Source organism: Marinomonas primoryensis (assembly GCF_013372285.1).
In the GTDB taxonomy this organism is placed as follows: domain Bacteria; phylum Pseudomonadota; class Gammaproteobacteria; order Pseudomonadales; family Marinomonadaceae; genus Marinomonas; species Marinomonas primoryensis.
Genome location: NZ_CP054301.1, coordinates 2786225 through 2798306, shown reverse-complemented (window position 1 = coordinate 2798306; position 12082 = coordinate 2786225). Strand labels below are relative to the sequence as shown.

At 43.6% G+C, this 12082-nt stretch carries 15 protein-coding genes; 14 read left to right on the top strand and 1 reads right to left on the bottom strand.

From position 1 onward, the window contains the following. The 11 genes from cobO to MP3633_RS12900 all read left to right on the top strand — a co-directional run bounded on the left by cobO (position 1) and on the right by MP3633_RS12900 (position 6783). Positions 1-630 carry a cob(I)yrinic acid a,c-diamide adenosyltransferase gene (gene cobO / locus MP3633_RS12950; protein WP_176335861.1) on the top strand — a complete coding sequence of 210 codons (630 nt, stop codon included), beginning with the start codon at positions 1-3 and terminating at the stop codon, positions 628-630. Continuing rightward, the gene (locus MP3633_RS12945) at positions 624-1685 is read left to right on the top strand and encodes an endonuclease/exonuclease/phosphatase family protein (protein ID WP_176335860.1); all 1062 of its coding nucleotides are present in this window, start codon (positions 624-626) and stop codon (positions 1683-1685) included. Before cobO ends, MP3633_RS12945 begins: the two co-directional genes overlap by 7 nt. A 110-nt stretch (positions 1686-1795) precedes the next feature. Continuing rightward, positions 1796-2239 (top strand): tetratricopeptide repeat protein, encoded by a 444-nt coding sequence (locus tag MP3633_RS12940; RefSeq protein ID WP_176335859.1) that lies wholly within the window; start codon positions 1796-1798, stop codon positions 2237-2239. Between the two features lie 40 nt (positions 2240-2279). Further along, positions 2280-2501 (top strand): hypothetical protein, encoded by a 222-nt coding sequence (locus MP3633_RS12935; protein WP_176335858.1) that lies wholly within the window; start codon positions 2280-2282, stop codon positions 2499-2501. Next, on the top strand, positions 2491-2994 hold the full coding sequence (gene sodN / locus MP3633_RS12930; protein WP_176335857.1) for a superoxide dismutase, Ni: 504 nt from the start codon (positions 2491-2493) through the stop codon (positions 2992-2994). The genes MP3633_RS12935 and sodN overlap by 11 nt, the downstream gene beginning before the upstream one ends. 14 nt (positions 2995-3008) lie before the next feature. Next, a complete protein-coding gene (locus tag MP3633_RS12925) occupies positions 3009-3332 on the top strand; it encodes a S24 family peptidase (RefSeq protein WP_423794650.1) in 324 nt (107 codons plus the stop codon). 141 nt (positions 3333-3473) lie between these two features. Beyond that, positions 3474-4094 (top strand): YitT family protein, encoded by a 621-nt coding sequence (locus tag MP3633_RS12920; RefSeq protein WP_112137590.1) that lies wholly within the window; start codon positions 3474-3476, stop codon positions 4092-4094. 142 nt (positions 4095-4236) lie between these two features. Continuing rightward, positions 4237-4767, top strand: coding sequence for a GNAT family N-acetyltransferase (locus tag MP3633_RS12915; protein WP_112137592.1), 531 nt, complete (start codon positions 4237-4239; stop codon positions 4765-4767). A gap of 26 nt (positions 4768-4793) precedes the next feature. Further along, the gene (locus MP3633_RS12910) at positions 4794-5483 is read left to right on the top strand and encodes a pseudouridine synthase (RefSeq protein WP_176335856.1); all 690 of its coding nucleotides are present in this window, start codon (positions 4794-4796) and stop codon (positions 5481-5483) included. Positions 5484-5539: 56 nt separating this feature from the next. Beyond that, positions 5540-5911 (top strand): DUF2750 domain-containing protein, encoded by a 372-nt coding sequence (locus MP3633_RS12905; protein WP_176335855.1) that lies wholly within the window; start codon positions 5540-5542, stop codon positions 5909-5911. Between the two features lie 242 nt (positions 5912-6153). After that, entirely contained in the window at positions 6154-6783 is a 630-nt protein-coding gene (locus MP3633_RS12900; RefSeq protein ID WP_176335854.1) for a TetR family transcriptional regulator C-terminal domain-containing protein, read from the top strand. A gap of 20 nt (positions 6784-6803) precedes the next feature. On the opposite strand, the gene MP3633_RS12895 is transcribed toward MP3633_RS12900, so the two are convergent. Then, entirely contained in the window at positions 6804-10262 is a 3459-nt protein-coding gene (locus MP3633_RS12895) for a PAS domain-containing hybrid sensor histidine kinase/response regulator (protein ID WP_176335853.1), read from the bottom strand. 207 nt (positions 10263-10469) lie between these two features. Between MP3633_RS12895 and MP3633_RS12890 the strand changes: the two genes are divergently transcribed. The 3 genes from MP3633_RS12890 to MP3633_RS12880 all read left to right on the top strand — a co-directional run bounded on the left by MP3633_RS12890 (position 10470) and on the right by MP3633_RS12880 (position 12007). Then, entirely contained in the window at positions 10470-10832 is a 363-nt protein-coding gene (locus MP3633_RS12890) for a DOPA 4,5-dioxygenase family protein (RefSeq protein WP_176335852.1), read from the top strand. A gap of 29 nt (positions 10833-10861) precedes the next feature. Continuing rightward, positions 10862-11290, top strand: coding sequence for a GNAT family N-acetyltransferase (locus MP3633_RS12885; RefSeq protein WP_244959967.1), 429 nt, complete (start codon positions 10862-10864; stop codon positions 11288-11290). 234 nt (positions 11291-11524) lie between these two features. Further along, positions 11525-12007 (top strand): FKBP-type peptidyl-prolyl cis-trans isomerase, encoded by a 483-nt coding sequence (locus MP3633_RS12880; RefSeq protein WP_112141595.1) that lies wholly within the window; start codon positions 11525-11527, stop codon positions 12005-12007. The last annotated feature ends 75 nt before the right edge of the window (positions 12008-12082 follow it).

The window sequence follows — 12082 nt, the reverse complement described above, 5'->3', positions numbered from 1 at the left end:
ATGACGGAACAATCGAACACTAAGCAGTCTGAACAAGAAACTTTAGACAAAAATGAAGCGCGCTTATTAAAAAAGAAAGCCGTTGTTGATCAGCGTATCGCGGCTGCAACAGAAGAGCGCGGCGTGACTATTTTGCTTACTGGCAATGGTAAAGGTAAGAGTTCTAGTGCATTTGGTACTATGGCGCGCGCTTTGGGTCATGGTCAAAAAAGCGCGGTCATTCAGTTTATCAAAGGTCGCAAAGCCACTGGGGAACAATTATTTTTTGGTACGCATCCGTTGGTCGACTTTCATGTTATGGGGCATGGCTTTACGTGGGAAACACGTAACCCTGAGTTGGAAAAAGAAGCCGCAGAGCAAGCTTGGGCGTTGGCAAAGGATGTATTGTCAGATTCAAGCGTGCATTTTGTCTTGCTGGATGAAATCACTTATATGTACAAATATGGTTATCTTAATGAAGATGATTTGATTGCTGCGCTGGCTGCTCGTCCAACACATCAAAATGTGATGATGACGGGGCGCACAGCGCCAAGGGCGTTATTAGACAGCGTCGATACGCACAGTAAAATAGCAAATGAACGTCATGCCTTTGCTAATGGTGTCAAAGCGCAAGTGGGTATTGAATGGTAGTTCGCTTTGCGAGCTACAATACCGCACTGAGCCGACCCCATTCGGGGGCACTTTTGGCGGCACTCAAGTCCGGAAAGGACAAACAAGTGCTCGCCACCATCGCGTTATTACAAGAAGTACACCCCGACATTATCTTGCTAAATGAGGTCGATTTTGACGCCTCAGGCGAGACCGTTACGCTTTTACAGGCCTTGCTAAGTCAGTCTTCTTCAACTCGCACAGGGTTGGACTATCCCTTTTTCTTTTGTCAGCCCGTTAATACTGGAATGCCTTCTGGTCGAGATTTTGACAAAGACGGGGACGCGACTGATAAAGGCGCTGACGCGTTAGGCTTTGGTGATTTTCCAGGTCAATACGGTATGCTGTTGTTATCACGCTTCCCGATTGATCACTTGGCTTCTCGTACTTTTCAACATTTCTTATGGCGCGATATGCCAAACGCACACTTACCAAAGTGCACTTGTGGAGACGCTTGGTTTGATGACGAAGATTTGGCCGTGTTGCCTTTCTCATCAAAATCTCATTGGGATGTGGCGATAAAAGTGAATGGTCAAGTGCTGCGTTGTTTGTGCTCTCATCCAACGCCTCCTGTCTTTGATGGTGCCGAACGCCGAAATTTTTGTCGTAATCAAGATGAGATCAATTTTTGGTCAGACTATCTTTCAAAAGCGTCTTATATGATCGACGATCAGGGACGCCGAGGTGGGTTTGAAAACGGTGATTTTGTATTACTAGGGGATTTGAATGCTTCTCCTTATGAAGGTGATTCTGATCGGACCGCGATCCAAAATTTACTGGCGCATCCCACCATGTCAGCAATCGGTTTTCCAAACAGTATTGGTGGAGTTGAACATTCACCAAATGCCAATGTAAAGCACAGTGCTTATCATACTGCTGTGTGGCATATGCAGGCAGATTACGTCAGGCCTAGTCGCTTACTTGAAACGGTGGGGCAGGCCGTATTTTGGCCTGACTCTCGTGACAATCAACACTCTCTTCTTAACAACACTTCAGACCATCGTCTTGTTTATCTAGATGTAATCATCAAGCCTTAAAAAATCAAATGAGATTTATTCTCACAAAAGATAGATTTTTTTCAATTCATACACGATAATGATTCTCATTAGGTTTTATCAATCCAATACAAAAGATCGCGGAGGAAATAATGCAGAACTGGGAGCGTTTAACAAGACAAGCCAATAGAGCCTATTCAAATCATGCGTTTTCGGATGCCGTTGAGTTAAATCAACAGGCATTAACGCAAGCTGAAATGTCATTCGATGATGACTTTTATCGAGATGCTGAGTCGGCCGTTGCTGCGGCCGCAGTAAGCTTTTTAAATATTGCGGAATCTTATACGGCGCTGGGCGATTTCGTTTCTGCGAATACTCAATATGAAAATGCGGTCAATTTTCTACAGGCCATTATTGTTCGTCCTGATCTAGACGGCGAGCAAAGGGGGCTTATTATGAGAACGGCGACACACATTCGTTTTGAGTGGGAGTTGTTTTCTCAAAGTTATAGTAAGCATGTATCAACTCAGAGCAAAGTCTTGATGCAAGCCTTGTCTAATGCTGTTTCTAGTTCAGAAACCATGGTTCACCATTAATCATCCCTGTTTATCTAACGCCATTAATAAGGAACATTGTATGAAGTCGGTTTTTACTATTTTAGCATTCAGTAGTTTGCTTGCTATTGGTCAACTGGTTCAAGCACATCCAGGTCACGACCATTCTCATTGGTCAAGTGAGCCTGTTCATTTTTTGACCATGTTTGCCATCGCCAGCTTGATTGTCAGCGGTATTATATACAAACAGTGCATTCGTCGACGTAAAAAATTTGAACGGAAGGATATTAACCATGATGCATAGTGTGATCAAAATTCTAGATAAAGTAATTCATTTTAAAACCGCCCAAGCTCATTGCGATATACCCTGTAAAATTTACGATCCAGCAACGGCTCAACTGGCAGCGTTAACTTGTGTGCGTTTAATGGATTTAATTAAAGAAATTGAAGACAAAGGGACTTTGAGCGTGGCGGATTACGCACAGGTTTCTCGTTTAGTGGGTGAAAAAGAATCTGCCAGTACGGAGGTTAAAGACGCTATTGGTATTATTTGGGGGGATTATTTTAAAGCGCCGCAGTTTGAGTTGGTATCGAATGCGCATAATTTAACTCACAGTATTATGTTGCAAGCATCAAAATGCAAACAAGGTATCGACCGAGCGGAAGGTGAGAAACTGGTTGATTTGGTGAATGACTTTGCGGAAGCTTTTTGGTTAACAAAAGAAGTGCTGACTTACCGTGCGTCATGCCCTTATCCACCGATGTTGGAAATGGTTTACCCTGATTTAAAGGGCTGAAGTAAGCGCTTTTAATCAGTATTTTAATTGCGACACTGTGGAAGGATGTCGATATGTTTCACTTAATCAAAGTCCAAGGGGAAAGCATGTCTCCTAGTTTATGTAGTGGAGACTTTGTGTTTACTAGTCGATGGTATAAAAAACTCAACACGGGTCACCTTGTTGTTGTCGATCATGCATTGTACGGATACATTGTTAAAAAAATTCTGCATATTGCGCCAGATGGACAGCTTTGGTTAGGTGGTGAAAGTAACAAGAGTTTGCAATCAGAACGTATAGGTTGGGTATCTTCTCGGCGAGTTGTTGGTAAGGTCATAGGTCGTATTTGTGCTCCTTAATGAGGTGTACAAAAAACGAGACGGTTTATTAGAATGGCAAAAAACCGTGTTGTGCTTGGGTGTTGGTCTTAGGTTTTTTTTTCTATAAAATCTCTGCTTTGAATCCCTTCACCGCCATTTTATAAGCCCAGAGAGAAATCCATGTCGACAGCAGAGATACCAAAGGTAAAAAAACACACGCGTCTTGAAGATGCCCAAGCTGTCATTCTTGGTACCTTGATCATTGCGTTAGGTGTCAACCTTTTTACCCATGCGGGGTTATTAACAGGAGGTTCGGCCGGCTTAGCTTTTTTAATTCAGTACTCGACCTCGCTGACCTTTGGTCAGGCATTTTTCTTGATTAATATTCCTTTCTATTTATTGGCGGTTATTCACTTTGGTTGGGAATTTACTATAAAAACGTTTCTTGCCGTATTTTGCCTTTCTGTTTTTTCTGATGTGACTCCTATGTTAGTCACCTTTGATCAGGTAAATCCGATTTATGCCAGTGTGGCGGGTGGCTTCTTGATGGGGGTTGGTTTTTTAATGCTGTTTCGTCATAACGCCAGTTTAGGCGGACTGAATATCCTAGCGCGTTACCTTTCCGAAAAATATGGCATTTCTATGGGGAAATTCCAAATGATCATTGACTGCATGATTGTGCTTTTATCCGTTTTCGTGGTGGATTATACCTTGATCATTATCTCATTTGTGGGGGCCATTGCGTTGAATATGATTATTGCTGTTAATCATAAACCAGGTCGTTATATGGGTAATGTTTAGTTGAGCTAAGATTATTGAGTGTAACGAAAGCGGCTACTTAAGCCGTTTTTTTTGTCTATAAACCGCTTAACGTATGCTGGCGATTCCTAAGTGAGCGCCCCTCAGGTATGATTACGGCAATTTAAAGACAGAGGTAAAGAGTGTGGAGTTACTTAAAGTAGACAACCTTAACCCCTACTTAGAAGATCTTGTCGAGCTATTGTGTGACGCTGTTGACTCAGGCGCGCCAATTGGTTTTTTACCACCAATGAGCGAATCAGAAGCGAAAGCGTATTGGCTAATGGTGAATGATGATTTACAAGAGAATGCCCGCCAAGTGTTATTAATTCGTGAAGACGATAAAGTGGTTGGTAGCGTCCAAATTGCTATGTCACCAAAAGCCAATGCATTGCACCGTTGCGATGTTGAAAAGCTGATGGTTCATACTCAAGCAAGAGAACATGGTTTGGGCGGTATGTTGATGCAAGGTGTTGAACGTGTGGCGGCGTCGATGCAAAGGCAGCTGCTAATGCTTGAAGTAAGAAGCGATGATATTGCTCACGACATGTATGTTAATATGGGCTATATTCCATTTGGCGAAGTGCCCGGATACTCTCGCAGTGCGAACGGTATGCTGCATAATGCGACATTCTTCTTCAAAGAAATTGAAACCACCCACGAAGTATTTTCTTAATCTAAACAAAGCCATAGGCGATTCTCTTGAGACTTGATTTTTATTTATCCCACGTGACTGAATTGGCACGTAAAGCGGCAAAAATTGCCGCGTCAAAAGGCCGTGTTACCGTAAACGGTGAGGTGGTTAAAAAGGCCAATTACACAGTACAAGACGGTGATAAAATTTGCCTAGATGACACGCTTTTGGCGTGGCCATCAGAAGGGTATTACTTACTGCATAAGCCTGCTGGTTACGTTTGCGCTAACCAAGATCCAGAGCATCCTACGGTGTTGGATTTATTACCTTCGCATTTGGGTCAAGCGCTCAATATAGTTGGCCGTTTAGACAAAGACACGACTGGCTTACTGTTGCTGACGACAGATGGACAATGGCTACATCGAATTACATCACCTCGTAATGCGTGTAACAAACGCTATCGTATGATGTTGGCCGAGCGAATCAGTGACGAAGATTTAAAGCAATTGGAAACGGGTGTCATGCTGAATGGCGAGCCGCAACCAACGTTACCTGCTGTTGCTGAACGCATTAGCGACTGTGATATTTATCTTACGATTCAAGAAGGTAAATATCATCAAGTGAAACGGATGCTGGCCGCCGTAGGTAATAAAGTGGAAGAGCTTCATCGTGACCAGATTGGTTCTCTTTCACTTGATGTTGATTTGCAAGCGGGTGAATTCCGTGCCTTGACGGCAGAAGAAGTTGCTTACTTTTAGTAAGGCTTCAACAAGACAAAAAATCGTATTGATTGGCGATATTACAAGAGAGTGAAATGATGAAAGAGTTATCGATGGATGAGCGTGTTCAATTGTTGGTTGCGCCTGACAGTGAACGCTTAGTGTATTTTGTTGAGCAAGCCAAAGCCTCTCAATTGGTATGGAGCTTAAGTAACGAAGAAGGTTTCGTGATGGTAGAAACCGACGACGGTGATTGTGTTATGGTTTGGCCAGATGCTGATTTTGCTAGCCAATGGGCTATTGAAGATTGGGACGACTGTGAGCCGGTGTCCGTTTCGCTTGATATGTTTAAAACTGAATGGTTACCCAGCCTTGCACTGGATAATATTACTGTGGCTGTTTTCCCTAATATTGAAGACGAAGGTAAGTTGTCGACCGCGGAAGAGTTAACCGCGTTGTTGGCTTAATACGATAGAAATAAAAGTTTCCGTGAATGTTGTTGGTTACTGAAAAAGAACAACCCGACCCTAACCCTCCCCTTTGAAGACATAAGGGGAGGGAACAAAGTGCTAATTTACATCCCCTTTGAAAATGCATAGGGAGGGAGCGAAAGCACTAAGCTCCTCCCTTACGAAGAGGGGGAGGTTGGGGTTGTGTTTTGTTAGTTCGGCAATACTTATGAAAATACAAATAAGGACTTAACTCCCCCATGAGTAAACGTCAAAATCACCGTGAAGAAGTCTTTGTTAAAATACTGGAAGCCGCTGAGATTGAATTCGGGCTAAAAGGTTACAGTGGTGCCAGCCTACAACACATTGCCGAGCGTGCTGGTTTGCCCAAACCGAACATCATTTATTATTTTCAATCTAAAGCCAATTTGTATAAACAGGTGCTTGATCAGACCTTAATGGGCTGGAACGATCTTTTTGATCGGGCGACGATAGACGATGATCCAGCGTATGTATTGGACAGTTTTATTCGTGTTAAACTCAAACAAAGTTTTGATAAAGGCCCTACTTCTCGCCTTTTTGCGATGGAAGTTATTGGTGGCGCGCTCCATATTGGCGACTATTTAAAAGAAGAGCTAAGACCTTGGTTTATGTCGCGAATCGCATTACTTCAAGGTTGGATGGACACTGGAAAAATGCGTCAGTGTGATCCTGCAAGTGTGATCTACATGATTTGGTCGTCTACACAACATTACGCAGACTTCGAAGCACAAGTGCTGGCGCTAAGCGGTATTGAGTCGCTGACTGATGACGATTTGAAACGCATCGGAGACACCGTAAGCGGTATTATTCTAACAGGTTGTGGTTTGAGCTTACCTTCTAACCATTAAACGTCACGATTTACCCCGCGTTATTTTTTCTCTTCTCTTAATTGATGAATGTGTTGAACCAGAGCCCGCAATTTTGCGGGTTTGGCCGGTTTCGCCATATAAGTAATCTGTAGTTTTTTGCATTGTTCTACTAATTCTGGGTCGCGTAGGGCGGTAATCAACACCGCAGGAATGTTTTTTCCTGCACGGGCTCTGAGCGCCGTGATCAAGGATAGGCCATCTTGGTTGTCATCAAGGTGATAGTCGACCAAGAGTAATTCTGCTTCACCTTCAGCCTGTAATGCGTCATTAAAGCGATTAAAAGCGCGACAATCGCATTGCCAGTGAGTTAATAGTGTATTCATGGCTGTCAGGTTATTTTTTTCATCGTCAATGCACCAAACATAGCAATGAGCCAGTTTTTCTTGCGGCGTTACAATAGGTAGCGGTGTTGGTAACGCCACGATTATATTGCTTTGGGCCAGGGGGATTTCAATGCTAAAACAGCTGCCTTTGCCGGGTGTTGAATGTATTTCCGTAGCCAATCCCAGTTGCTTTTGCATGCGACGAACCAAACCAAGCCCTAGTCCCATGCCGGGTTCTTGCGTGTTTTCCCAGCGGTAGAAATCGTCAAATATTTTCTTTTGTTCTGACGCTGGAATCCCAACGCCAGTGTCCCATACTTGTAAATACACTACGCCAGATCGAGGTCTTACGCTTAATAATACACGTCCTTTTTGCGTGTACTTCACGGCATTGGAGACAAAGTTTTGGATGATTCGGCGTAAGTAGATAGGGTCGGTATGTACTCGAAAAGAGCGCATATGGGTGGTTAAGCGAATATTTTTACTCTCCGCGATAACACCAAATTCCGCCACAATCGGTGCGAGGATATCTTGTAGGTTACAGTCCACTAATTTTGGCTGTATGGCGCCTTGGTCTAAGCGTGCAATTTCAAGCAAGGTCGAAATTAGCGCCTCGGTTGACTCTAGTGAGTCAGACAGTCTGTTAACGACTTGATGTGTATCATTAGGAAGCTGGGTGGACTGTAATATTCCCATGTAAAGCTTGGCGGCGTTTAGCGGTTGTAGAATATCGTGGCTGGCTAAGGCGAGAAATTCTGTTTTAGACGCATTGGCTTGTTCGGCTTCCGCTTTGGCACTGATCAACGCTTTTTCAGCTTGGTTACGACGTTCAATTTCTTGCATTAGCTCGTTGTTAACGCCTTGCACTTCTTCGGTTCGTGCTTCGACTCGTTTTTCTAAGTCGATATTGGCTTCTTTTAAGGCTTGTTGGCTTTCAATGTGTTCAGTCACATCGGTGAAGCTAGTGACGAAGCCGCCATCAGGAAGCGGGTTTCCGACCATTTCGATGACTCTGCCACTGCCTCGGCGACGTAAAAAGCGATGAGTTGTGCCTTTTCTAAGGTGTTCTAAGCGCTTGTTTACTAGTTCTTCAATGTCACCAACGCCGCATTCACCACGTTCGGCATTAAAGCGAATAAGCTCTTCGACAGGCAGTCCAACGGTTAGCATACTTTCTGGATAAGGATAAAGTGACAGGTAGGTTTTATTCCACGCGACGATACGCAGATCTTTGTCGACTACGCTAATGCCTTGGTCTAAATTATCCATGGATACGAACAGTAGATTTTGACTAAATTGAATCGCTTGGGTGGTTTCATCCAGATAGGTCACCATTTCTTCTACCTTGATTTGCTTATCAATCAAGATGGAGTTGATGATGGTGCGAGCCGAAGATCCGCCCAAAACGCCTCCCAAAATGCGTTCGCAATAGTCCACAAATAGCCGGTTTGGCGATGCATTATTCGGAATGGTCTGGCTGTAATCTTGCTCAAAATTAGACAATACTTGCTGGCTTTTTTGTTTGCCTAAAAAAGTTTCTAGCAAGACAAAAAAGTCGCCATTGGTCGCTTTGCTCTTAGGCTTAAAAAAGCCTTTTTCAAGCTCGGTAGTAGGACTAACAAAGGCGGTTGCTTGGATTCGATCTATCAAACGCTCAGTCGATAACAAAGACCCTACTATGTAACCAAAAATATTTGCTAACAAGCTGATAAAGGCGCCGTAGCTGATTAATTCTGAGCGGGATTGAGCTGTGTCTAAGCCCCAATCTATATTGCCAGAAAGTGGTAGCATCATCATCAACATCCAGCACAAGAAACCCAATGTTAACCCAGTGTAAACACCGTGCGCGTGTGCGCGTTTCCAGTAGAGTCCCCCAAGAACGGCGGGCATAAGTTGTAGAACAAGAGAGAAGGCCAAAACGCCTGTACCGGCAAGCGATTCGTTGTTAGCCATTTTTTGATAGTACAAAAAGGATAGGACTAAAATGCCGGCCATCGCTAAGCGTCGAATCATTAATATGCGACGTCGATATAAGGGTAAGGCTTGTTGTTGTGCACTGGCTCGGGCCAGCATAAGAGGTAGGATGACATCGTTGCTGATCATGATACTTAAAGCAAACGTAGCCACAATGATCATCGCCGTTGTGGCCGACATTCCGCCTAGAAATATCAACATTTGCAAGGGCAGGTTATCTGACACTAAGGCGAACTGAATCACATAGGTGTCTGGATTAATGTCCGCAGAAAAAAGACTCTGGCCGGCAATGGCTATGGGCGGAATAATAGACGCGAAAATGAGCAAGTATAAAGGGAATAACCAACGTGCCATATTGGATTGCTTGTTGCTTTGATGATCGACTACGGTGACATGGAATTGTCGAGGTAAACAAATAACCGCCGCTGCCGCCATAAATGTCTGCATGAGAAAAGGAAAAGACAAAAACTGTTCAGGGTTCCATACTGAGAAATCCACATTTTGGCTCATCTCGTCTAGATCAAAATCTTGAGTCATGATGATGGCAACCAAGCCAACGGCGACAATGGCGATCAATTTAAACAAAGACTCGGCGCCAATCGCTAGCATCATTCCGGAACGATACTCTGTTACTTCTACTTTTCTTGTACCAAATAACATGGCAAAAACACCAATCGAAATGGTAGCGACAAAAACAACAAGGCTGGCCGAAGACTCATCTTGATTAACAAAAAGAGCGAAGTTAGAGCCTATGGCTTTCAGCTGCAAGGCAATATAAGGAATGACGGCCAGCATACTGATGAGTATGACCAGTGGGGCGGTCATGGGTCGTTTACCGTATCGAGAGGAAATAAAGTCGGCAATTGAAGTGATGTTTTGTTTACGGCTCACCGTAATCATTTTTCGTAATATTGGGAAGGCAAATAAATACAATAAAATGGGGCCTAAAAGAATGGGCAAATAGCTCCAGCCAGAACGAGAGGCTTCACCGATAGAACCGTAGAAGGTCCAAGCGGTACAATAAATGGCCAACGATAAGCTATAGACCAATGGGTGACGCGTCAGTTTTTTGGCTGCAGGGCTTTCTTTGTCGCCCCAAATGGCGATCCAGAAGAGGCCTAGAACGTAAAGAATGGCTAACAGAATCCAGAAAACAGTCATTGAATAAATTACCTGAACATAGGTTGATGCGTCATTGTTGTTTTAAACTCAATGTAACACAGTCAATTTGACAATCCTCTACGACTTAGGTCTCGTAGCGTTAGTAGGTGGTTGTTTTTTCTCTCCAAATACCTTTTTTCGCATCAATCATTTGTGTGCTGACGGGTGTTAAACTGTAATCCTAATAAGACAATACTAGGAGAGACCATGAATCAATTTCCTTTACATCGTGACATAAAAGCATTCCATGCTCATCTTTATTATGCGGACGAAGCGGGTGTTGAGATAGCCAAGCAGGTTGCAGAGCAAGCGGCTGAATTGTTTGATATCCGTATTGGGCGTTTTCATCAGAAACCCGTTGGTCCACATCCCGTTTGGAGTTGTCAGTTGTCGTTTGCTTCAGAAACGTTTGGTCAAATTATTCCTTGGCTGATGTTAAACCGACAGTCTTTAGATGTTTTTGTTCATCCACTAACTGGCAATGATTACGTAGATCATACTCAGGGTGTTAGTTGGTTAGGGCGGGCATACACCCTGGACATTTCACAGTTTAAGCCGTTAGCTAAATGATTCATATAAAAAAGGAGAGCGAAACGGTGATGCTAATTCGACCTGCATGTGTGGATGACGCCGCAGCCATTGCGCTAGTGGCGGCTGGATTGGGTTACAAAGAGGAGGCTGCCAAACATTCTGCTGTTCAGAGGCTTGAGCGTTTGCTAGGTTCTAACGACGATAGGGCTTGGGTGGCTGAATTAGATGGCGTGGTGATTGGCTGGCTTCATGCGCAACATGCTTTTCGAATGGCTTCTGCAGATTTTATTGAAATACTGGGATTGTCAGTCTCGGCCGAAGCCCGTTTCAAAGGGGCTGGACGTGTCTTGGTTGAACAAGCTAGACGGTGGGCATCAGAAGAACATGTGACGTTGCGAGTTCGAACCAATGACATTCGGGAAGAGGCTAAAAAATTCTATTTGGCCTTAGATTTTTTATTGGTGAAAAGGCAATCTATTTTTGAATTGTCGCTTTAAATTTGATCTGTTTTGCTTGATATGTGTCTTTTTTTCAAATTAATATTCAAACATCCCTTTAAAAATCGTCGAACGTACCAAACTTCTAGGTTTATACGGTAGTTATTGCGCTTATGGAACGTTATCATAATGCCACAAACTATTGTTTGGGTTCGTGTTGTGGCGGTGTATCGCAACCCTGTTTGCTTGTATCAAGCGCTCGTACCCTTATTCATTTTTAAGCTGGAGAATAGAATGCAAATCACAGAAAACGCCGTTGTTAGCATGCATTACACATTGACAGACGAACAAGGCCAAGAGCTAGACTCTTCTGTAGGTCAAGAGCCTTTAGTATTTTTAAGTGGCGCTCAGAACATCATTGATGGCCTAGATAAAGCACTTCAAGGCAAAGCAGCGGGTGATAAACTTGCGGTATCGGTTGAGCCTGAAGATGGCTACGGCGCAGTACATGAAGAACTTATCCAGAAAGTACCAACAGAAAATTTTCAAGGCGTTGATGATATTGAAATTGGCATGCAGTTCATGGCACAAACGCCAGGCGGCCAACAACCTGTTACTGTTATCGCGGTAGAAGATGATGGCATTATGCTTGATGGTAACCATCCATTGGCTGGTAAAACGTTGAAGTTTGATGTTGAGATTATTGAAGTTCGCGAAGCATTGGCTGAAGAGTTAGAGCATGGTCATGTGCATGGCGAAGGTGGTCATCAACACTAGATCAAATAAAAAACGAATAATCTAAAAAGCAGCCTCTGGAAACAGCGGCTGCTTTTTTGTTTTAGAGGCAAGAGC

Excerpts from the sequence above, each read along its gene's own strand:
- cobO (WP_176335861.1), top strand. The coding sequence starts at position 1 with ATGACGGAACAATCGAACACTAAGCAGTCTGAACAAGAAACTTTAGAC.
- MP3633_RS12945 (WP_176335860.1), top strand. The coding sequence starts at position 624 with ATGGTAGTTCGCTTTGCGAGCTACAATACCGCACTGAGCCGACCCCAT.
- MP3633_RS12940 (WP_176335859.1), top strand. The coding sequence starts at position 1,796 with ATGCAGAACTGGGAGCGTTTAACAAGACAAGCCAATAGAGCCTATTCA.
- MP3633_RS12935 (WP_176335858.1), top strand. The coding sequence starts at position 2,280 with ATGAAGTCGGTTTTTACTATTTTAGCATTCAGTAGTTTGCTTGCTATT.
- sodN (WP_176335857.1), top strand. The coding sequence starts at position 2,491 with ATGATGCATAGTGTGATCAAAATTCTAGATAAAGTAATTCATTTTAAA.
- MP3633_RS12920 (WP_112137590.1), top strand. The coding sequence starts at position 3,474 with ATGTCGACAGCAGAGATACCAAAGGTAAAAAAACACACGCGTCTTGAA.
- MP3633_RS12905 (WP_176335855.1), top strand. The coding sequence starts at position 5,540 with ATGATGAAAGAGTTATCGATGGATGAGCGTGTTCAATTGTTGGTTGCG.
- MP3633_RS12900 (WP_176335854.1), top strand. The coding sequence starts at position 6,154 with ATGAGTAAACGTCAAAATCACCGTGAAGAAGTCTTTGTTAAAATACTG.
- MP3633_RS12895 (WP_176335853.1), bottom strand. The coding sequence starts at position 10,262 with ATGACTGTTTTCTGGATTCTGTTAGCCATTCTTTACGTTCTAGGCCTC.
- MP3633_RS12890 (WP_176335852.1), top strand. The coding sequence starts at position 10,470 with ATGAATCAATTTCCTTTACATCGTGACATAAAAGCATTCCATGCTCAT.
- MP3633_RS12885 (WP_244959967.1), top strand. The coding sequence starts at position 10,862 with ATGCTAATTCGACCTGCATGTGTGGATGACGCCGCAGCCATTGCGCTA.
- MP3633_RS12880 (WP_112141595.1), top strand. The coding sequence starts at position 11,525 with ATGCAAATCACAGAAAACGCCGTTGTTAGCATGCATTACACATTGACA.